Raw genomic sequence first — 20438 nt, forward strand, 5'->3', positions numbered from 1 at the left:
GGCACGGCCCGGTGCTCCAGCGTCGCTCCGCCGCGCACGTGCCGGCCGACGGCCCGCGCAGCAACCGGTAGCGGTGCGCCCCGGCCGCTGTTCCGCCCCGGTCAGGCGTGCCGGACGAGGGCGACCGGGCACACCGCGTGGTGGATCGCGGCGTGCGCGACCGGGCCGAGGTGGGCGCCGAGCAGGGTGCGGCGGACCCGACGGCCGACCACGAGCAGCCGGGCCCCCGCCGCCGCGTCCACCAGGGCGACGGAGCGGTTGCCCTGGATCAGCTCGGCGTTCACCGGTACCTCGGGGTGGCGCTCCCGCCAGGGGTTCAGCTGCTCGGCGAAACGGTCCCGCTCGACGGCGGAGAGGTCGCCCTCCAGCCCGACGGCCTGGAGCGCCGTGTACTCGGTGGCGACCGGCCGCGACCAGATGTGCACCACCCGCAGCGGGGCCCGGCGCCGGGCGGCCGCGTCGAAGGCGAAGGCCAGCACGTCGTCCATCGGGCGGGTCAGGTCCAGGCCCACCAGCACCGGGCCGTCCGACTCGGCCGCCTCCGCCCGGACCAGCACCACCGGACAGCTCGCCCGGCGCAGCACCTCCTGGCTCACCGAGCCGACCAGGAAGCCGCGCACCGCCCCCAGCCCGCGCGAGCCCAGGACGAGCACGGCGGCCGAGTTCCCGGCCGCCTCCAGCGCCTCGGCCGGATCGGTCGGGACGATCGCCGTGGTGACCGGCCCGGCACCGGCCATCGGGCGCAACTCCTCGGCCCGGAGCGAGAGCCGGGCCAGCGCGTGCCGGTAGGTCTCCTCGCTGCCGACCACGTCCCGGTGCGGCCACGGCCAGGCCTCCAGGAGGTCGAGCGGGCAGCCGCGGCGCTCCGCCTCGTGGGCGGCCCACTCGGTGGCGGCGCGGCTCTCGGGCGAGCCGTCGAATCCGGCGACGACGGGTGCGGTCATGGTCTGCTCCTCATCCGCGCAGCGCGTCCAGGGCGGCGTTCAGCCGCTGCGCCGCCTCGTCCGCGACCTCGTCCAGCCCGCCGCCCGGGCCGGCCAGGGTGACCATCGTCCGCGGGTCGACGGCCTCCACCAGCGTGGCGTCGCCGTCCGTCCGGACCACCACGTTGCAGGGCAGCAGCAGCCCGATGCTGCGGTCGGCCCCGAGCGCGCGGTGGGCGAGGGCGGGGTTGCAGGCGCCGAGGATCAGGTAGTCCTCGATCTCCGCGCCGATCTTCTCGCGCAGCGTCGCCCGGACGTCGATGGTGGTCAGGACGCCGAAGCCCTGTTCCTTGAGCGCGGCGGTGACCGTCTCCACCGCCTGCGCGAACGGCCGGTCGAGCCGCACGCCGAGACCGTAGTCCATGGTTCCTCCCTGAGAATCCGGGCGGCCCCAGTATCGGCGGGCGGCGCGCCCGCCGCCTCCCGGAGCGGACCGCTCGGCCGCCGAGGTCCGGGCCGTGCCGGCGGGGCACCGCTGACCGCCTGCCGTGGTGGGGTGTCGCGGTGGTACCGCGGTACCACGGGCGCGCCAAGGATCGGACCCCGGTACCACGGATCGCAGCCGTCTCCGCACGTAGCGTGGTGCGCGAGGGTGGCCGGTACGGACCGGCCCCGGAGCACAGGGGTGAGCGATGATCGAAGCGCACCGGCTGACGAAGCGGTACGGCGAGAAGACGGCCGTGGACCAGCTGGACTTCACGGTCCGGCCGGGGACGGTGACGGGCTTCCTCGGGCCGAACGGCGCGGGCAAGTCCACCACGATGCGGATGATCGTCGGGCTGGACGCGCCCACCAGCGGTTCGGTACGGGTGAACGGCCGTCGCTACGCCGAGCACGCGGCGCCGCTCCAGGAGGTCGGCACGCTGCTGGAGGCCAAGTCGATCCACCCGGGCCGCTCGGCCTTCAACCATCTGATGGCCCAGGCACACACCCACGGCATCCCGCGCCGACGGGTCGAGGAGGTGATCGAGCTGACGGGGCTGTCCTCGGTGGCCCGCAAGCGTGCCGGGGCGTTCTCGCTCGGCATGGGCCAGCGGCTCGGGATCGCCTCGGCCCTGCTGGGCGACCCGGCCACCGTGATGCTGGACGAGCCCGTCAACGGCCTCGACCCCGAGGGCGTGCGGTGGATCCGCAACCTGCTCACCTCGCTTGCCGCCGAGGGCCGCACCGTCTTCGTGTCCTCGCACCTGATGAGCGAGATGGCGCTGGTCGCCGACCACCTGATCGTCGTCGGCCGCGGCCGGCTGCTGGCCGACACGACGGTGCAGGAGCTGGTCCGCCAGGCCGGCGGCGACGTCGTCAAGGCGGTCAGCGCCGACCCGGCCCGGCTGCGCGCCGTGCTGGCCGGCCCCGGTGTGGAGATCACCGGCCGGGCGGGTTCGGAGGAACTGCTGGTCGCCGGGCGCACGGCCCGCGAGATCGGCCTGGCCGCCGCCGAGCACGGCATCGCCCTGTTCGAGCTCACCCCTCGGACGGTCTCCCTGGAGGAGGCGTTCATGGACCTGACCCGCGACGCCGTCGAGTACCACGGCACGACCACCACCGCCGGCGGCGCCCCCGTCGGCGAGACCCCGAGGAGCGCGGCATGACCACCACGGCACCGAGCCCGATGCCCGCCCCCGGTGGCATGCGGCCCACGCGCCCCGCGTACAAGGTGACGGCGGTGCGGGTGCTGCGTTCCGAGTGGGCGAAGCTGTGGTCGCTGCGCTCCACCTGGATCACCCTCGGGCTGGCCCTGCTCTTCCTGGTCGCCTTCGGCCTGATCGCCGCCTACCAGTTCAAGTCACGGATGACCTCCGGCCGTCCGATGGACCGGGACTTCGCGGCCGCGAGCACGCTGAGCCTGTCCCTGTTCGGCACCAACTTCGCCCAGCTGGCACTCGGCGTCCTCGGCGTACTGATCGCCGCCGGGGAGTACTCGACCGGCATGATCCGCTCCACCCTGGCCGCCGTGCCGCGCCGGCTGCCGGTGCTCTGGTCCAAGGCCGCCGTGTACGGGCTGATCGCGCTGGTGCTCGGCACCGTCGGTGTGTTCGCGGTCTTCGTCGCCGATAGCGGCGTCCTCGCCGGCACCCGGGTGGCGATGACCCTCTCCGACGCCGGGGTGGTCCGAGGCCTCCTGGGCGCCGGGCTCTACCTCGCGCTGGTCGGCGTGATCGGCGTCGCGCTCGGCGCGCTGCTGCGCTCGGTGGCCGGCGGCATCGCGGTGCTGGTGGCCACGCTGATGCTGGTCCCCGGGCTGACGTCGCTGCTGCCCAGCTCCTGGCAGAGCCATCTCAGCCCGTACCTGCCGAGCCACGCGGGAGAGGCGATGTTCGCCCTGCACCGGGACTCGACCACGCTCTCGCCGACGGCGGGGCTGGTCGTCTTCCTCGGCTGGATGGTCCTCGCCCTCGGCGCGGCGGCCGTGCGGCTGGTCCGCACCGACGCCTGAGAGACTCGGAACGGGGTCCATCCCCCGTGGCGCCGGGAACAGCCGTCGCCGCACACCCGACCACGACAGCCCGGCGGACCCAGGGAGGTGCCACCTGTGAGCGAGCACGCCGCCACCACGGCCCGGTTCGCGGCCGGGGCACCGGCCGCCGACACCCCGGCGGCCGGTGCCCCGACCGTCGATCCGCCGACCGTTCACTCGCCGACCACCGACTCGCCGACCATCGACGTCCTGCCCGCCGACGTCCTGTCCCGACACCCGCTGTTCGCCCGCCTGGCCCGGATCGGCCAGCGGCTGCGGCAGGCGGACCGCGACCACCCGTGGGCGCTCGACGCCGCAGTGGTGGCCGCCGCCTTCCTGCTGTTCTGCCTGCCCGACCTCTTTCCCGGTCACGTCGAGGCGGGCGCGCGCGAGCACCGGATCGTGCTCACCCGGCTGCCGCTGCCGCAGACCCTGGCCCTGCAGGCCGGCCTGGTGCTGCCGCTGCTGTGGCGCCGCCGACGGCCCACGGCGGCCTTCGCCGCGATCATGGCCGTGTTCATCCTGCAGTGGTCGCTGGGCGTCGGCCTGCGCGCCGACGCCGCCCTGCTGATCGCCCTCTACAGCCTGGCGCTGCACGGCCGGCTGCGGCACCTGGCGTGGTCCTGTGCGGCCATGGCGGTGGCCGTCGCCCTGGTCGCGGTGGCCGTCTCCGGCGGGGGGCTGCCGGTCGGCGATGCGTTGTTCTTCCTGTTCAGCGCCACGACGGCGGCCGTGGCCCTGGGCATCGCGGTGCGCGTCCGGCGCGCCCAGCTCGCCGGGCTGCGGGAGCGAGCCGCCCGGCTGGAGACGGAGCGCGACCAGCGCAGCCGGCTGGCCGCCGCGACCGAACGCGCCCGGGTGGCCCGGGAGATGCACGACATCGTCGGCCACAACCTGTCCGTCATCGTCACCCTGGCCGACGGCGGCGCGTACGCGGCGCAGGCCGACCCCGAACGCGGCAGGGAGGCCCTGCTGTTGATCGGGGACACCAGCCGGCAGGCGCTCGGCGAACTGCGGCGGATGCTCGGTGTGCTGCGTGACCAGGGCGACCAGACCGCCGAGTACACGCCGCAGCCCGGCATCGCCGACCTCGACGGGCTGTGCGCCCGCATCCGCGCAGCGGGACCGCAGGTGGTCTACACGGCCGCCGGCGCCCTGGACCGGCCGGACCGCGGCGTCCAGCTGATGGCGTACCGCATCGTCCAGGAGGCGCTCACCAACACCCTCAAGCACGCGGGGACCGAGACCCGGGCCCACGTCACCCTCACTGTCGACACCGACCGGCTGCGGGTCCGCGTCGAGGACGGCGGCCCGCCCGGTGGCTCCCGCTGGCACGGCCGTCCGGACGGGTACGGCCACGGCCTGGCCGGGATGCGCGAACGTGCGGCCCTCTACGGCGGCACCCTCACGGCGGGCCCCGTCCCCGGTGGAGGATGGGCGGTGGAGGCCGTTCTTGCCCTCACCCCCGGGCCGGACGCGTCCAGCCCGGACCGCGCTCCCGGCCCGGACCCCACCCTCGCCCCCGCGCCCGCCCCGGAGCTCACCGCGGACCCGAACCCCACCCCCGACCCGACAGGCGGCCCGACGTGACCACCGTCCTCATCGTGGACGACCAGCCCTTGCAGCGCTACGGCTTCCGCATGCTGCTGGAGAGCCAGCCCGACACCGAGGTGGTCGGCGAAGCGGCCCACGGCGCCGAGGCCGTCCGGCTGACCGCCGACGTGCGCCCCGACGTCGTCCTGATGGACATCCGGATGCCGGGCATGGACGGGATCGAGGCCACCCGCCGGATCGTCGCGACCGGCGGGCGCTCCCGCATCCTGGTGCTGACCACCTTCGACCTCGACGAGTACGCGCACGCCGCGCTGCGGGCCGGTGCCAGCGGCTTCCTGCTCAAGGACGCCCGTCCGGAGGAACTGCTGTCCGGCATCCGCGCGGTCTCCGGGGGTGACGCCGTGGTCGCCCCCGCCATCACCCGGCGGCTGCTCGACGCCTACGCCCACCGCCTGCCGGTCCGCCCGCCCGGTGGTGCGCCCGTCGCGGATCCGCAGCTGGACGCCCTGACCGACCGGGAGCGCGAGATCCTGCTCGCCATCGCCCGCGGCTGGTCCAACAGCGAGATCGCCCAGCGCCTAGTGCTGGCGGAGTCGACCGTCAAGACGCACGTCAGCCGGGTGCTGTCGAAGATCGGTGCCCGGGACCGCGTCCAGGCCGTGATCTTCGCCTACGACCGCGGTCTGACCCGCCCCAACCCGCCGGTCTGACCCCCCCTCCGGCCAGCCCCTCCGAGGACCCGGTCCGCCCACCCCTCCAACCACTCCGGACGGACGCGCCCGCCCGCCAGCGGACCCGCCCGTTCGTCCGCGGGCCCGCCGTGCAGGCCTGCGGGGCCGCTGCCTCATGCATCCGGGACAACGGGTGCCGGAGACTGCAGACATCCGGAGGTGTCCGCCGACGAAAGGGCCGACATGGTTGCCGACAGCATTCGGAGAGCCTGGTGGCGGCCTCGGACCGGCCCGGCGGAGCGGCAACTGGCCGCCGCCGGGCTGGTCGCGCTCGTTTGCCTGGCGGCCGCCGCACTGTGGGTCGGGTACGTGCTGATCCACCGCGGCGCGCCGGGGATCTCCACGCCCGCCCATCTCCTGCCGGTTCTCGGCTACGGCCTGGCGTCCGTCGCCGGCGGGGTGCTGCTGCACGCCCACCGGCCCGGGAACCAGCTCGGCTGGGTACTGCTCCTGTACGGGACGGCGTTGATCGTCCCCTACGCCGCCGAGACCCCGTTGTCGGTCGTGAGGGTGGACTCACACGTGGTCGGGGCCGTGGTGGTCCTGGCGGTGGCGGGCTACGCGGTCAGCGCCGCCCTCTGGCAGGCGCTGCCGCTCTGGTTGCCGTACGGGACGCTGCCGAGCAAGCGGTGGTGGTTCGCGATTGGTGCGGTGGGCCTGGAGAGACTGCTCGCGGCAACCTCCTTCCTCGCCGATCCCACCGTGTTCGGCCGGCCCAACCCGTTCGCCGGCAGCGCCTTCGCGAACTGGCTGAGGGACGTCGACGACCGGCTGTACGACACCCAGCTCGCCTTGTACATCGCGCTGACCCTCCTGGTGGTACTCGTCCCACTCACCCACCTCTGCGGGGTGTCGCGGCGCCTCCGGCGGAACGTGCTGATCGCCGTCGGCGTGTACGTGCTGTGGGCCGGAGCCGCGCTCGCCTACTACGTGTACGAGGGCACCCGCTCGTACGCCGTGTTCGCGGTCACCTCGGCGCTGTGGACGGTCACCCTGGCCGTCGTCGTGGTCCGCGACGGGTCCTGGCACCTCGACCGGGCCGCCCGGCGGGTCCTGGCCGGCCTGCTGGTGGCAGCCGGGTTGGCGATGGTGTCCGTGGTGGTGGCCTGCCTGCTCTCCACCATGATGATGCCCGGCCGCGGTCTGGGGGCGCTGGTGGTGGTCGCCGCCGTCTTCGTGCTCGCGATCGGCCTGCCCCGGGGCGTGCGCTGGGCCTTCGGCGTCGTCGACCGCTGGTACTTCGGCTCGCGTGCGCAGCCCTACCAGGTGCTGCGCAACCTCGCCGGGAGGGTCAGTCAGACCGTCGACCCGCAGGAGGTTCCGGCCGTGCTGTGCCGTACCGTCAGCGACGAACTGCGCTTGCCCGGAGTCGAGTTGACCGTATTCACGCGCGGCGGCGAACGGTCGCTGGCCGCGGTCGGGGAGCTCTCCGGCGGCGGTGAGGGCTTCCCGCTGGTGCACCGCGGGGACCAGATCGGACGGCTCACCGTCGCCCCGCGCCAGGGCCAGCGGACTCTCGACGCGAGCGATCGCGACATCCTGCGCTCGCTCGCCGACCAGGCCGCGCCCGCCGTCGCCTCGCTCCAGCTGGCGGAGGACCTGCGGGCCAGCCGCGAGCAGATCGTCGCGGCCCGCGAGGAGGAGCGGCGCCAGCTGCGCCGGGACATCCACGACGGCCTCGGCCCGATGCTGGCCGGCCTGCGGCTGCGACTCCAGGCCGCCGCGGCGGTCGACGACCCGGCGCGCTTCTCCGGTGTGCTGGACCGGGTCGCGGACGATCTCGCCTCGGCGGTCCGGGAGGTCCGGCGGATCACCGACCGGCTCGGGCCCACCGCACTGGGCGACTACGGCCTGTCCCTGGCGCTGAGCCGGCTCGTCGAGACCTTCAGCGGACCGGACCTCGCCGTCACCACCCGGCTGGAGCCCGACCCGCTGCCGGCGCTGCCCGCCGCCGTCGAGGTCGCGGTCTACCGGATCACCGCGGAGGCGCTGAACAACGTGGTGCGCCACGCACGGGCGAACAGCGCCACGGTGTCCGTCCGGGCGGACACCGGGCAGCTGGTGCTGGATGTCGAGGACGACGGGCAGGGTCCGGGCCGCGGTCTCCCCGTGCACCCGGGGGTGGGACTGCAGTCGATGTCCGAGCGGGCCGCGGAGATCGGCGGCAGCTGCACGGTGGACGCCCTGCTGCACGGCACCCGGGTGCACGCGGTGCTCCCGCGTCGGCCCGTGAGCGGCTGAGGTCCGGAGTCCCCGAGCCGGAGCGACCCCGCGCGAGAGGCCCCCGGGTACGAGGGGCGACTACGCGGGAAGGGCCCCCGACACGGTGACCGGAGGCGAACCGGCGATTCCGGGGGAAGTGGGGGACAGCGGGGTCAACGGCAGTTCAGGGTGTTCAGCGTCGGGGAGTGATCCGGGAGACGCCGGCGCCGGGGCTGGATCCGGCCACTGTCTCGGTCATGGGGTCCTCCACGGGGTTCCGCAGGCGGGTCCGCTGCGATGTGCTCCTCCATGCCACTGCCCGTTGCGCCCCAGCCGCATGAGGCCACGGTCCTGTTCCGGTCCCGTCCTGCGGGACGGGTGCACCGCGCGCGGCGTGGGCCCGGACACCGGGGAGCCTCTTCTCGAAGCGCAGCGGGGCGTCAACCCGCCGCAAGGAGAACACCGGAACGAATACGGGTGGACCGGGGTGGCGGCGGGAACGGGTTCGTTCACTAACATCGTCAGTAGCCCCGGTGACGTCGAGGGATCCTCGAAATCGCGGCAGGGGAAATGCTTCACCGTCTGCACGGCCGGCCCCGGATTTCCCGGGAGTCCACGGTCGAGCGCGTGGAGCGACGGGATCGAGGAAAGGCAACTGAAGAAGGTGCACAACCATGACCGCTGAGACGGATGCCGGGCGCGGACCGGTGACGGGCGCGCCGCTGCGGCGGCGCGGCGAGGCGCTGGAGAGCGCCATCTACGAGGCGGTCCTCCAGCAGCTCACCACCGACGGCTACGCCCGGTTGACCATGGAGGGGGTGGCCGCGGCCGCGCAGACCGGCAAGGCCGCGCTCTACCGCCGTTGGTCCTCCAAGGAGGAACTGGTCAAGGACGCGCTGCGGGCCAGCCTGCCGCCGTCCGGTCCGGCCCCCGACACCGGGAGCCTGCGAGGGGACCTGCTGGAGGTGGTCACCAGGCTGCGCGCCGCGATGGTCAGTGAGCTGGGCGCCGCCGTGCGGGCCATCATGAGCGAGCTCGACCACCAGCGGGCGCACGCCTTCGTGGAGATCGTGCTGGAACGGGTCGTCCAGCCGACGACCGCGCTGATCGCCGAGGTGCTGGACCGCGGCGCCACTCGCGGCGAGGTCCGGCCCGGGGCGGTCACCCCGCTGGTCACCGACCTGGTGCCGGCGCTGATGCTGTACCGGACCAAGATGTGCGGCGGGGAAGCGGTGCAGCTCGATCCGGCGGAGATCGTGGACGAGCTGCTGCTGCCGATCGTCCGTCCCTGACGGGGACCGACCCCGAGCCGGCGGGGCGCGACGGGGCGACGGGCAGGGGACCGCGGACTTCTCGGTGCGGTCGTCGGCCGAAGTCCCGCGGGAGTGTTCCGGAGGAATTCCCGCGGGACTTCGGCGGCGGTGCCCATGGCTCGGATGCCCCGGCCCCGAAGGAGATCAGGCCCCGCTGTGGCGGAGCATCTCCTCGCGCTCGACGACCTTGACCCGCTCGCGCTGCTCGGCCTCGCCGAGCGCGCGCTCGTGGGCGTCCAGCAGCTGCCACCCCTCCCAGGTGGTGAAGCGGACGCCCTGAGCGCGCAGGTGTTCCTCGACGGCCGTCGGGTCGGGCTCGACGGCGCCGGGCAGGCGGTCGGCGCCGTGGTCGTCCAGCAGGCAGGCGATGGTCTCGTTGGCGTCGCCCTTGGTGTGGCCGATCAGGCCGACCGGGCCGCGCTTGATCCAGCCGGTGACGTACGTGGCGGTGCGGTGCGAGCCGTCGCCGTCCAGGACCCGCCCGGCCTGGTGCGGAACGGTGCCCGAGACCGGGTCGAAGGGCAGCTTGGGCAGCTCGTCGGAGTAGTAGCCGACGGCGCGGTAGACCGACTGCACGTCCCAGTCGGTGAAGCTGCCGGTGCCGCGGACGTTGCCGGTGCCGTCCAGCTCGGTGCGCTCGGTGCGCAGGCCGACGACGCGGCCGTCCTCGCCGAGCACCTCCACCGGGGACTCGAAGAAGTGCAGGTACACCCGGTGCGGGCGGTCGCCGACGTCGCGGATCGCCCAGTTCTCCAGCGTCGAGGCGACGAGGTCCACGTGCTTGACCGAGCGGCGCTCGGCGATCGAGCCCTCGTCGTACTCGATGTCCTCGGGGGCGACGATCACCTCGATCGTGGGGGAGTGGTCCAGCTCGCGCAGCTCCATCGGGCTGAACTTGGCCTGGGCCGGGCCGCGGCGGCCGAAGACGTGCACCTCGACGGCCCGGTTGCGCCGCAGGCCCTCGTGGACGTTCGGCGGGATCTCGGTGGGCAGCAGCTCGTCGGCGGTCTTGGCGAGCACCCGGGCGACGTCCAGGGCGACGTTGCCGACGCCGAGGACGGCGACCTTCTCGGCCTCCAGCGGCCAGGTCCGGGGCACGTCCGGGTGGCCGTCGTACCAGGAGACGAAGTCGGCCGCGCCGTAGGAGCCGTCGAGGTGGATGCCGGGTATGTCCAGGGCGCGGTCGGCCGTCGCGCCGGTGGAGAAGACCACGGCGTCGTAGAAGCGGTGCAGGTCATCCAGGGCGAGGTCGTTCGGGTAGTCGACGTTGCCGAACAGTCGGACCTGGGGCTTGTCGAGCACCTGGTGCAGGGCCGTGACGATGCCCTTGATGCGCGGGTGGTCGGGCGCGACCCCGTAGCGGATCAGGCCGAACGGAGCGGGCATCCGTTCGAACAGGTCGATCGAGACACCGGGCTCCTGGGCGGCGTCGGACTTCAGCAGGGCATCCGCGGCGTAGATGCCGGCGGGGCCGGCTCCGACGATCGCGACTCGGATCGGGCGGGGCATGGCGAGTGGTCCTCCGGTCGGGCGCGGCGCAAAGGTGGTCTGAACCTTTGTAGCAAACCTTACAGATGACCTGGGAAGTAGTCGGTGGTGATCTATGGGGTCATAGATCCGGTCTATGCCTCAGGCTCGGCGGCCCGGGCGGCGGAGGCCTCGAAGAAGCGCAGCAGCTCCACCGGGAACGGCAGCACCAGCGTCGAGTTCTTCTCCGCCGCGACCTCGACCACGGTCTGGAGCAGCCGCAGCTGCATCGCCGCCGGGTTCTCGCTCATCGTGCTCGCCGCCTCGGCGAGCTTGGCGGCGGCCTGGAACTCGCCGTCGGCGGTGATGATCCGGGCCCGGCGCTCGCGGTCCGCCTCGGCCTGGCGGGCCATCGAGCGCTTCATCGAGTCCGGCAGGCTGACGTCCTTGATCTCCACCCGGTCGATCTGCACGCCCCAGCCGGTGGCCGGGCTCTCCAGCATCACCTCCAGGCCCTGGTGGAGGTTCTCCCGGCCGGAGAGCAGGTCGTCCAGTTCGCTCTTGCCGATGATGGAGCGCAGCGAGGTCTGGGCGACCTGGAGCATGGCGAAGGAGTAGTTCTGGACGTCGACGGTGGCCTTGACCGGGTCCATGACCCGGAAGTACAGCACCGCGTCGACGCTCACCGAGACGTTGTCCTTGGTGATGCCCTCCTGCGCCGGCACCGGCATGGTGACGACCTGGACGTTGACCTTGCGCATCCGGTCCACCACCGGCACCAGCAGGCTCACACCCGGCTCGCGGACCCGCCCGCTCACCCGGCCGAGCCGGAACACCACACCGCGCTCGTACTGCTGGACCACCCGTACGCCGGTCACCAGCCAGAGCAGGACCACCACGGCGACGATCACGACAGCTGCCACGATTCCGGCCTCCCCCGTCGCGGCGCAGCCGGGCCGGGGACCGGAGTGGCCCCGTCGCCCGGTGCGAGCCGCGCAGGCCAGTATGCGCCCGGGCCGAGGCGACGGACAGCGTTGTGCGCGGGCATTCTGAGGGAGCGTCGACGGGCGGGTGCCGGGGCCGAAGTGAGCCCTGCCGGCGGGCCGTTCGGGCCGGTAGCGTCGTCGGGTGACCACGACGATCGACTCCGCGGCGGGCCCCGGCTGCGCCCGGTCGCCGCTGCTGACGCGGGCTCCAGCGCGTCGCTCTTCGAGACGGTCCCGTACGCCGCGTAGGAGTCGCCCAGCGCGACGTAGGCACGGTATCCGCTGGCCCGGGCGTGGGCCGGGGCCGCCGTCACCAGAGCGCCCGTCGGACGCAGGTCACCGCCGGGCGGGGACCGACACGCACGGGGTCGCGCTGTTGCTCGACTTGCGGCAGGCCGGGCGCTTGGATGGATCCGGCCTGGTCAACGCCCGGACGCGGCCAGACGGCCCCCGGCAAGCCGAGGAGTCACCACCGTGAACGACACCCCCGACCCCGCCGTCGTGGCCCGTCGGATCGCCGAGCGGCGCGAACAGCTGGGCCTCAGTGAGGAGGCCTTGGCCCACCAGGCCTCGATGGCTCCCCGCTACCTGCGGTGCCTGCTGGACGCCGGGCCCTCCTTCGACCCCGGCGGCTTCGTCCGGATCGCCGCCGCCCTGGACAGCACACCCGAGGAGCTGCAGTCCGGCCGCGCCGACGCCCCGCCCGGCCAGGGCGGCCCCGGCCCGCGCCCCCGGCTGCTCGGCCTCACCGAGCAGGAGTGCTGGAAGCTGGTCGGCAGCCACGGCATCGGCCGGATCGCCCTGCCGGTCGAGCCGGGGCCGGTGGTGCTGCCGGTCAACTACGTGGTGGACCAGGGTTGCTTCGCCTACCGCACCGGCGAGCATGGCTCCGCCCTCCCCGACGAGGGCGCCGCGGTCGCCTTCCAGGTCGACCACATCGACGAGTACCTCGGGCGCGGCTGGAGCGTGCTCGCCCTCGGGCCGGCGCACTACGTGACCGACCCCGCCGAACTCGAGCGCCTGGCCGGCCTGCCCGGCGCGGCTCCCTGGGCGGGCGGGGACCGGCCGCGCTGGGTCCGGATCCGCCCGGAGGAGATCACTGGACGCCAGCTGGTCACGGCGTGAGGCCCTGCCCGCCGCGCCCGGGAGCTCCCGCACGGCCCTCGGGGAGCGGCACGGCCCATGGACGGGCGTGGCGATGACTGGTAAGCAGACCGGGGGCGGCCGGGCGCCCACGGGCCGCCGGCCGGGACGTACCAGCAGGAGAGCAGGGGCGATGCGCAGAATTCTGATCGTCGGCGCCGGGCAGGCCGGACTCCAACTGGCCCTGGGGTTGCAGGCCCACGGCTACGACGTGACGGTGCTGACCGACCGCGGACCGGAGGAGGTGCGCGGCGGGCGGGTGACGTCCAGTCAGTGCATGTTCGACTGCGCGCTGCGCACCGAGCGCGCCCTCGGCCTGGACCTGTGGGCCGACCTGGCACCTCGGATCGAGGGCATCGGGATGTCGGTCGCCCTGCCCCGGGCGGAGCGGGTGATCGACTGGGTCGGGCGGCTGGACGCCTACGCGCAGTCCGTCGACCAGCGGCTGAAGATGTCCACCTGGCTGGAGCTGTTCGCCGAGCGCGGCGGCCGGGTCGAGCTGCGCCAGGTGACGGCCGCCGACCTGCAGTACCTGGCCGGCTCGTACGATCTGGTGCTGGTCGCCTCCGGGAAGGGCTCGCTGGCCTCGCTGTTCGAGCGCGACGTGCCGCGTTCCCCGTACGAGCGGCCGCAGCGCGCGCTGGCGGTCGCCTACGTGCACGGGTTCGGGCCACGCATCGAACACGACATTCCGGCGGTGCGCTGCAACGTGGTGCCGGGCGTCGGCGAGTTCTTCGCGGTGCCGGCGCTCACCGAGGCCGGGCCCTGCGACATCCTGCTCTGGGAGGCCCAGCCCGGAGGCCCGGCGGACGCCTTCGACGGGATCCGCGACCCGGCCGAACACCTGCGGGTGACGCTGGAGTTGATGAAGACGTTCACGCCCTGGGAGTACGAACGCACCCGTTCAGGCGTCGAACTCACCGATGCGGGTGCCACGTTGGCCGGGCGCTTCACGCCGGTGGTCCGCCACCCGATCGGCGAACTGCCCGGCGGCGGCACGGTGCTCGGCGTCGCGGACGTGGTCGTCCTCAACGACCCGATCACCGGCCAGGGCTCGAACAGCGCCGCCAAGTGTGCCGACGTCTACCTGGAGGCGATCACTGCCCACGGCGACAAGCCGTTCGACCGTGACTTCCTGCAGTCCGCCTTCGACCGCTTCTGGCGGGTGGCGGGCCCGGCCACCACCTGGACCAACGCGATGCTCGCCCCGCCGCCCCCGCACGCCCTCCACCTGTTCGGCGCGGGAGGCCAGGTGCCGGCCGTGGCCGACCGCTTCGCCAACGCCTTCGACGATCCGGCGGACCTGGAGGAGTGGTACTTCGACCCGGCCAGGGCCGCCGACTATCTGGCGTCGGTCACGGAGGCAGCACGATCGGACGACCGATAGGGCAACCGAAGGGTCAAGATCTTCCCAAGTTCCTTGCGGCCATGCTTCGTTCGTGGTGGGTTCTTCTCGCCCCCCGACGAGGGGGCGGCGTCCGGCCCGGCGTCCGGGCCGAGCGGGCGAAGCGAACAAGGGGAGAAGAGCAGTGGCGGTCGACGGGGGAAACATGGCCCAGGCTGTGATCGATACGGCCTTCAACGAGCGCAAACGGCTGCACACCGGCCGTAGCCGGACCGTCGCCGCGATCTTCTTCGGCCTGCTGATCGCGCTCGGCTTCTTCCTGGCCCTGGTGGTCGGCAAGTCGGACCCCGACACCCCGCCGACCTGCGACGGCCAGACCATGACCCGGCACAGCGAGTGCCGGATCTGGTCCAGCCGCGGCGGCGGGGGCACCTACTCCTACGACGAGATGATCGACCGTCGGGAGTCGTCCAACGGGGTGTGGCGGGCGGTCGGCTTCGGCGGAGCGGGCGTGGCCGCCGTCCTGCTGGTGGTCTCCGTCGTCAAGCTCGACCCGAACCGCCCGTGGGGCAAGCCGGTCAGCGCCGCCTGCCCGCGCTGCCGGGAGCTCAACCTGCGGGAGAAGTACACCATGCACAGCGTCACCCGGGGCCGGACCACCCACCGTTACAGCGGCATCGTCACCCTCTGCACCCCGGCCTGCGGGTTCGCCTCGATCCGCCCGCGCTGACCGGCGCCGCGGGGGCCCGAGGCCCCGAATAGGCCCTCCCGCTCCCACCGGCTACGCTCGGTCCCCGTCGAACGAACGATGGGATGGACCGAGTGGGCAGGTGGGAGCGGGCGCTGGACGCGGCCGGGGTGCGGGAGACCGGGCTGCGGGCCGACTACGGCCGGCAGCGGCAGCAGATGGCCCGGTACCGACGGGAGGCCGCGCTCGCCAGCGAGCTGCTGCTGCCCGCGCGCATGGTCCCGCACGTGATCGCCGCCGCCGCCTTCATGCACCGCACCGACACCCTGCTCGACAGCGGCCCGCTCGCCGAACGCCGGGCGGCGTCCGCCCGCTGGCAGCGGCAGGTCACCGACAGCCTCGCCGCCGGCCGCACCGACGACCCCGAGCTGCGCCCCCTGCTGCACAGCGTCGACGCCCACCCCGTCCTGCGGGACCGGGTGCTGGACTTCCTCGCCGCGACCGAGGCCGATCTGGACTTCACCGGCTTCGCCACCGAGGAGGACTACCAGGCCTACGTCGACGGGTACTCGCTGCCCGGCTTCATGGTGGTCGCCGGCCTGATCGGCCCGGACGGCGACCAGAGCGACTACCGCGCCGCCTGCCGCACCTTCATCGACGGCAGCCAGCGGCTCGACTTCGTCAACGACCTCGCCGAGGACCTCGCCGACGGCCGGCTGACCATCCCCGAGCAGGCCCTGAAGGAGTACGGCGTCACCCGCGCCGACCTGGAGCAGGCCCGCGACCTGCCCGCCGTCCGGGCCCTGCTCGCGGACCTGCTCGACCGGGCCGACCGCAGCCTCGCCGAGGGCAGGGCCGTCATCGACCGGGTGCCGCCCGCCCACCGGCCGATGGTGCGCGGCATCGTCGGGGTGGAGGAGCTCACCAGTGCCGCCGCCCGCGCCGACCTCGGTGCCCTGCTGCGCCGCTCGGCGAGCCCGGGCAAGCCGGCCGCGCTGCGCCTGCTGGCCCGCGAGTACCTTCGGGCCCGCCGGTCGCGCGGCTGACCCGTCGTCGGCCCGCGCGGCCGACCGACCGCCGGCCCGTGAACGGCGCCTGCCCGCGAACACCGCTGGTCCCGGACGTGTCGATCCGGAGTGTGCGGCACCGGTGCGGGCGGGCTGGGCCGGCGTCCACAAACGGAACCCCTCTTTGTCGTAGTCGATTCGGCGGGTCTGTCAGCGCTCTGTCCCGGGCTGGGTGGCCTGGCTAGCATGATCTCGCTCAGCCCGCAGGACCCAAAGACCCCAATCATTGGGAGGACCCTCATGAGTGCTCTGATGACCGACATCCGCGATGCCGGCCTGCTGGAGATCGACGAGGACGCGATCGTCTTCGAGGACGAGTTCGACGCCGACCTCACCCCCGTAGCCTGCCTCGCCGACCCGTGGGTGACCTACGTCCCGACCCGCTTCCCCTGTGAGTTCGACTCCTGATCCATCCGGATCCCGAAGCACGGCGGACCACGGTGGACCGGGAAGGGACGGAACGATGAGCACACCGCCCGACCCCGGCTCCGCCGTGGTCCTGGGACAGGAAGAACTCCGGTGCCGGGCCGAGGAACTGGCCGCCAGAGCGCCCGGCCCGCACCGCCCGCTGCGCACCGACGGCCAGTGGTGGTACCTCCGCGACCCCCGGATGCCGGAGCTGGCCCATGGCTGGAAGCTCCACCTGTCCGCCCGCCCGGAGAGCTTCGCGGCACTGCTCGACACGGCGCTGCCGATCCTGCTCGGCCGCGTCTGCGACGTGAAGTTCGCGGTGAGCACGGCGGCACTGTGGGAGCTGAACAGTGGCCGGCACGGCGCCGCCGCCGTGGGCAAGGCCCTCACCGTCTACCCCCGGCCGGAGGAAGTCCGGTCGCTCGGACTGGAGTTGGCCCAGGCGCTGGCCGGCCGGGAGGGCCCCGCCGTGGTGAGTGACCGCCCCGTCCGGCCGGACGCCCCGGTGCACTACCGCTACGGCCCGTTCCGGGTCACCGACGACGAGGCCCAGGCAGGCATGGCGGGCCCGGACGGCTCGCTCTTCCCCGGACTGGCCGAGGCCCGCTACCGTCGGCCGCCCTGGGCCGGTGACCCCTTCGCGACGGCTGAAGCCCCCGCCCGCCCGGCCACCACCCGGGTCGGCGCCGGCCGCTACCGGATCACCGCCGGCATCACCCGGGCACCCAGCGGCCACGTCTACCGCGCGGTCGAACTCGCCACCGGGCGCGAGGTGGTGGTCAAGCAGGCCCGCGCCTTCGTCGCCGAGGACGGCGCGGGCAACGACGCGCGCGGCCGACTGCGGCACGAGCAACGGGTGCTCCACACGCTGGCCGGGATCCCCGGCGTGCCCGCGCTGGTCGACTACTTCCGGCACGGCACCGACGAGTACCTGGTCAGCGCCGCCCGCGGCCGGATCGACCTGCGCCGCGAGGTGCTCACCGCCGGCCCCTGGGACGCCGACGCCGGCACCGCGGGCGGACGCGACTGGTGGACGCTGGCACGCCGGCTGCTGGAGGTCCTGGACGCCGTGCACGTCCGCGGCGTGGTGGTCTGCGACCTCAAGCCCGCCAACGTGGTGCTCGACCCGGACGGCCGGCCCGCGCTGGTCGACTTCGGGGTGAGCGCCCTCGCGGGCGAGCGCCCGCCGGGCGCCACCGCCGGGTACGGCCTGCCCGGCGCCACCGGTGAGGACCCCACCGAGGACCACTACGCGCTCGGCGCCACCCTGCACCACGCCCTCACCGGCCTCGACCCGGTGGTGATCGACCCGGACCCGGCGACCAACCGTGACCGCACCCTCGCCTGTCTGCGCGCCGCCCTCCCGGAGCCCGGGCACCCGGCGGCCCAACTGGTCGAGGGCCTGCTGAGCTTCGACCCGGAGCGGCGCGCCGCCACGGCGGCCGGGCTGCGGGAGGGGGCCGTGCCCGCCCGACGGGGTGCCCCCACCGGACGGGGCACCGGACGACCGGCCGAGGCGCTCGACCACACCGTCACCACCTGCGTCCGAATGGCCCGCGAGCTGGTCGCCGCCGGCCCGGGCACCGGGCAGCCCCGGACCCTGCTCTCGCTGTACGACGGCGCGGCCGGCCTCGGCCTCGAACTGCTCCAGCACCCGGACCGCCCGGACGCCCGGGCCGCCGCCGCCGAACTGGCCCGCTGGACGGCCGCCCACCCCGCCCTCGACCAGCTGGACGGCTCGCTGTACCAGGGCCGTACGGGTGTCGACCTGTTCCTCGCCGAGGCGGCCGTCGTGCTGGGCACCGAGCCCCCGCAGCACTGCCGGTACGAGGGGACGGGCGTGGACCAGATCGCCGGCACGGCCGGCATCGGCACCGGGCACCTGCTGCTCGCCGCCCTCGGCCCGGCGGCCGGAGCCCACCGCGCGGCGGCCGCCGACTGCGCCGCCGACCTGGCCGGGCGGCCGCTGGACGACCTCGGGGAGGAACCCAACCCCGGCACCGCGGCCCTCGCGGAGGGCTTCGCGCACGGTCGCGCGGGCGTCGCCCACTTCCTGCTCGCCATGCCCGACGAGGCGTCCCGGCGCGGCGCCCGGGACATCGTGGACGGACTCGCGGCCGATCTGCCCGGCATCATGGCGGCCGCCCGTACGCCGGGGGCGACCCGCCGCTACCTCTCCTGGTGCCGCGGCCTCGCCGGGCTCGGCACCCTGCTGGTCCAGGCCGGCCGGCAGTACGACGACGACGCGCTGATCGCCCTCGCCGCCGAGGCGGCCGACGCCTGCCGGACGCTCGCTCCGAGGACCGCCCAGGTGTTCCGCTGCTGCGGACTCGCGGGCGTCGGGGACCTGCTCGTCGACCTCGCGGTGACCACCGGGGAGGCCCGGCACTGGGCGGCCGCCGGGGAACTGGCGGCCCTGATCCTCACCCGGGCGGGCGGCGAGCCGAAGCGGCCGCTGCTGCCCGGCCGCAGGCCGGACGAGGAGTCCCGGGCCTGGGCGGTCGGCACTCCCGGTGTCACCACCTTCCTGCGCCGCCTCGCGCACCGCGGCGGCCCCGTGCCTGGCCTGCTGCCGCTGCGCTGACCGGCCCCGGGCGGACGCAACGGCATGGTGCCCCGGTCGAATGCTCGGCCACAGCCGACGCGCACGTGGACGCGGACGTGAACCGATGGTGGCAGTCGTTCCCCCGCACGGGGTCGACTGAGGAGTTGAGCCGGGGTGGCGAGGAGGAGAAGGCCGGTCGGCTGCCGCGATGGGGCCGGAAGCCGAAGACGTACGACGACACCCGCACCCGGTAAGACCCTGCTCCGCCCCTGCGAGACGCTCTCGTCAGTCAGCCGCGCGCGGTGTAGGGCGGGAAAGTGGCCTGGCCGGTGAAATCCAGGTCCGCGTCGGGCCAGCGTCGGCGCAGCAGGTCAGCCGTGCGGCGGGACCAGCCGGTGAGGTGCGGCAGGGCGCGACAGGTCTCGGCGGTGCGGGCTGCGGCCTCCAGTGTCTCGACGAGCTGGGGTCGACTGCCGTCGCCAGGCGAACGAGCGTCGAGCAAGGCGAACCGTTGCAGACGGACGATCGCCCAGGAGATGCAGGCTGCCGCCAGGCCGAATCCGTATCGCCGGTCATCCTCGGCCTCGGGCGCGCCACAGGCCAGGGCGCGGCGGTAGTGGTCGGCGAGACCGGTGGCGATGGGGTCGCCGACCGACATCCATGCCGGGCCGGGTACATGCAGGCAGACAGCGTCGACAAGGGCGTGGGTGTAGTCGGCGAACTCGAAGTCGATGAGGCGGGCGTCGGCGGGGCCGGACTCGTTGAGGAGGAGGTTGTTGGTCTCCGCATCACCGTTGCTGAGCGCGAGGAAGGGGCCTGGGTCGCTCAACTCGGCAAGTACAGTGCCAAGCTCGTTCTCAGCTGGTCCGGTGACGGGTACTCCGAGAGCTGCGGCCTGTCTGAGTGCCTCGCCCCGGAGCCGGGCGAACCGGCCCACCAGGTTGGCCGCCGGATCGATCGGCCCGAGGGCAGCCCGACGCGCGTGGTAGGTGTCGGCATGGCCGACGGTGGCGGCGCTCAGCTCACCGCGGGCGCGGGCGAAGGCAACCAGCCGGTCGGCGTGAGCCGCAGCGCCGTCGCGGCGGAGTAAGTGGTCCAAGGCGGTGCGGGGGGCGAGGTCCTCCATGGCGACGAGCCCGGCGGACAGGTCGGCGGCGATGACGCGGGGGGTGAGGGCGAGGTTGAGGTCGTCGGAGAGGAACCGCAGCGCCGCCAACTCAGCGCACAGCCGCCAGGACTCGGCATGGGTCTCGATCGGGTGGGTCCGCACCCATTTGACGATGACGGTTCGGGGAGCGATCGGGCCGCGGAGTGTCACACGCGCGACAGCCCAGGGTTCCAGACGCTCCCAGGTCTCGACTTCGACGGGCGAGGAATGAAGGCCCGTCAGGAGGGCTTCGACGGCTGCGCGCCGAGGGGCCGGCTGGGTGGCAGACATCGGCGCATTCTATGGCGTTGGCCCAACCCCTCGCCGAGTTTCCTGGTAGCCGCGGATAAGCCCGTACCTCGTGACGCCGCTTTCCAACGCCTGACTCCTCGTTGCGGTCA

Annotated in this window: 17 protein-coding genes; 12 read left to right on the plus strand and 5 right to left on the minus strand. The window is 74.0% G+C overall.

Features of this window, described 5'->3' with window-relative positions; translation table 11 throughout:
• Positions 1-101 precede the first annotated feature (101 nt).
• Together ABZ449_RS12185 and ABZ449_RS12190 are read right to left on the minus strand one after the other, a co-directional pair.
• The gene (locus ABZ449_RS12185) at positions 102-944 is read right to left on the minus strand and encodes a universal stress protein (protein WP_360344354.1); all 843 of its coding nucleotides are present in this window, start codon (positions 942-944) and stop codon (positions 102-104) included.
• Between the two features lie 10 nt (positions 945-954).
• Complete coding sequence (locus tag ABZ449_RS12190; protein WP_360344357.1) at positions 955-1347, minus strand: DUF302 domain-containing protein; 393 nt, start codon at positions 1345-1347, stop codon at positions 955-957.
• A gap of 268 nt (positions 1348-1615) precedes the next feature.
• Here ABZ449_RS12190 and ABZ449_RS12195 point away from each other — a divergent pair, with 268 nt between their 5' ends.
• From ABZ449_RS12195 to ABZ449_RS12220, 6 genes are all read left to right on the plus strand, one after another.
• On the plus strand, positions 1616-2572 hold the full coding sequence (locus ABZ449_RS12195; RefSeq protein ID WP_360344360.1) for an ATP-binding cassette domain-containing protein: 957 nt from the start codon (positions 1616-1618) through the stop codon (positions 2570-2572).
• Positions 2569-3417 (plus strand): ABC transporter permease, encoded by an 849-nt coding sequence (locus ABZ449_RS12200; protein ID WP_360344363.1) that lies wholly within the window; start codon positions 2569-2571, stop codon positions 3415-3417. The genes ABZ449_RS12195 and ABZ449_RS12200 overlap by 4 nt, the downstream gene beginning before the upstream one ends.
• 222 nt (positions 3418-3639) lie before the next feature.
• Positions 3640-5028, plus strand: coding sequence for a histidine kinase (locus ABZ449_RS12205; protein ID WP_360344593.1), 1389 nt, complete (start codon positions 3640-3642; stop codon positions 5026-5028).
• Entirely contained in the window at positions 5025-5702 is a 678-nt protein-coding gene (locus ABZ449_RS12210; protein ID WP_360344366.1) for a response regulator transcription factor, read from the plus strand. Before ABZ449_RS12205 ends, ABZ449_RS12210 begins: the two co-directional genes overlap by 4 nt.
• Before the next feature lie 180 nt (positions 5703-5882).
• Positions 5883-7964, plus strand: a complete 2082-nt coding sequence (locus tag ABZ449_RS12215) for a histidine kinase (protein ID WP_360344369.1) — start codon at positions 5883-5885, stop codon at positions 7962-7964.
• Between the two features lie 635 nt (positions 7965-8599).
• The gene (locus tag ABZ449_RS12220) at positions 8600-9217 is read left to right on the plus strand and encodes a TetR-like C-terminal domain-containing protein (RefSeq protein ID WP_360344372.1); all 618 of its coding nucleotides are present in this window, start codon (positions 8600-8602) and stop codon (positions 9215-9217) included.
• 165 nt (positions 9218-9382) lie between these two features.
• On the opposite strand, the gene ABZ449_RS12225 is transcribed toward ABZ449_RS12220, so the two are convergent.
• Positions 9383-10747 carry an FAD-dependent oxidoreductase gene (locus ABZ449_RS12225; protein WP_360344375.1) on the minus strand — a complete coding sequence of 455 codons (1365 nt, stop codon included), beginning with the start codon at positions 10745-10747 and terminating at the stop codon, positions 9383-9385.
• Positions 10748-10860: 113 nt separating this feature from the next.
• Positions 10861-11628, minus strand: a complete 768-nt coding sequence (locus ABZ449_RS12230) for a slipin family protein (protein WP_360344378.1) — start codon at positions 11626-11628, stop codon at positions 10861-10863.
• Positions 11629-12165: 537 nt separating this feature from the next.
• Here ABZ449_RS12230 and ABZ449_RS12235 point away from each other — a divergent pair.
• The 6 genes from ABZ449_RS12235 to lanL all read left to right on the plus strand — a co-directional run bounded on the left by ABZ449_RS12235 (position 12166) and on the right by lanL (position 18929).
• Entirely contained in the window at positions 12166-12816 is a 651-nt protein-coding gene (locus ABZ449_RS12235; RefSeq protein ID WP_360344381.1) for a pyridoxamine 5'-phosphate oxidase family protein, read from the plus strand.
• 151 nt (positions 12817-12967) lie between these two features.
• On the plus strand, positions 12968-14221 hold the full coding sequence (locus tag ABZ449_RS12240; RefSeq protein WP_360344384.1) for a styrene monooxygenase/indole monooxygenase family protein: 1254 nt from the start codon (positions 12968-12970) through the stop codon (positions 14219-14221).
• Positions 14222-14384: 163 nt separating this feature from the next.
• Complete coding sequence (locus tag ABZ449_RS12245) at positions 14385-14909, plus strand: hypothetical protein (protein WP_360344387.1); 525 nt, start codon at positions 14385-14387, stop codon at positions 14907-14909.
• An 83-nt stretch (positions 14910-14992) separates the two neighbouring features.
• The gene (locus ABZ449_RS12250) at positions 14993-15913 is read left to right on the plus strand and encodes a squalene/phytoene synthase family protein (RefSeq protein ID WP_360344390.1); all 921 of its coding nucleotides are present in this window, start codon (positions 14993-14995) and stop codon (positions 15911-15913) included.
• Positions 15914-16174: 261 nt separating this feature from the next.
• Positions 16175-16342: an SflA family class IV lanthipeptide gene (locus ABZ449_RS12255; protein WP_360344393.1), complete on the plus strand. Its 168-nt coding sequence runs from the start codon at positions 16175-16177 to the stop codon at positions 16340-16342.
• A 55-nt stretch (positions 16343-16397) separates the two neighbouring features.
• Positions 16398-18929: a class IV lanthionine synthetase LanL gene (gene lanL, locus ABZ449_RS12260; protein ID WP_360344396.1), complete on the plus strand. Its 2532-nt coding sequence runs from the start codon at positions 16398-16400 to the stop codon at positions 18927-18929.
• A gap of 250 nt (positions 18930-19179) precedes the next feature.
• Here the strand turns inward: lanL and ABZ449_RS12265 are convergent, their stop codons facing one another.
• Positions 19180-20328 carry a hypothetical protein gene (locus ABZ449_RS12265; protein ID WP_360344399.1) on the minus strand — a complete coding sequence of 383 codons (1149 nt, stop codon included), beginning with the start codon at positions 20326-20328 and terminating at the stop codon, positions 19180-19182.
• Between the last annotated feature and the right edge of the window lie 110 nt (positions 20329-20438).

Origin of the sequence: Kitasatospora sp. NPDC005856, assembly GCF_040629945.1 — a bacterium.
Classification (GTDB): domain Bacteria; phylum Actinomycetota; class Actinomycetes; order Streptomycetales; family Streptomycetaceae; genus Kitasatospora.

Coding starts and splice junctions, on each gene's coding strand:
- ABZ449_RS12190 (WP_360344357.1), bottom strand. CDS start 1,347: ATGGACTACGGTCTCGGCGTGCGGCTCGACCGGCCGTTCGCGCAGGCG.
- ABZ449_RS12225 (WP_360344375.1), bottom strand. CDS start 10,747: ATGCCCCGCCCGATCCGAGTCGCGATCGTCGGAGCCGGCCCCGCCGGC.
- ABZ449_RS12195 (WP_360344360.1), top strand. CDS start 1,616: ATGATCGAAGCGCACCGGCTGACGAAGCGGTACGGCGAGAAGACGGCC.
- lanL (WP_360344396.1), top strand. CDS start 16,398: ATGAGCACACCGCCCGACCCCGGCTCCGCCGTGGTCCTGGGACAGGAA.
- ABZ449_RS12185 (WP_360344354.1), bottom strand. CDS start 944: ATGACCGCACCCGTCGTCGCCGGATTCGACGGCTCGCCCGAGAGCCGC.
- ABZ449_RS12220 (WP_360344372.1), top strand. CDS start 8,600: ATGACCGCTGAGACGGATGCCGGGCGCGGACCGGTGACGGGCGCGCCG.
- ABZ449_RS12255 (WP_360344393.1), top strand. CDS start 16,175: ATGAGTGCTCTGATGACCGACATCCGCGATGCCGGCCTGCTGGAGATC.
- ABZ449_RS12245 (WP_360344387.1), top strand. CDS start 14,385: ATGGCCCAGGCTGTGATCGATACGGCCTTCAACGAGCGCAAACGGCTG.
- ABZ449_RS12200 (WP_360344363.1), top strand. CDS start 2,569: ATGACCACCACGGCACCGAGCCCGATGCCCGCCCCCGGTGGCATGCGG.
- ABZ449_RS12265 (WP_360344399.1), bottom strand. CDS start 20,328: ATGTCTGCCACCCAGCCGGCCCCTCGGCGCGCAGCCGTCGAAGCCCTC.
- ABZ449_RS12240 (WP_360344384.1), top strand. CDS start 12,968: ATGCGCAGAATTCTGATCGTCGGCGCCGGGCAGGCCGGACTCCAACTG.
- ABZ449_RS12250 (WP_360344390.1), top strand. CDS start 14,993: ATGGACCGAGTGGGCAGGTGGGAGCGGGCGCTGGACGCGGCCGGGGTG.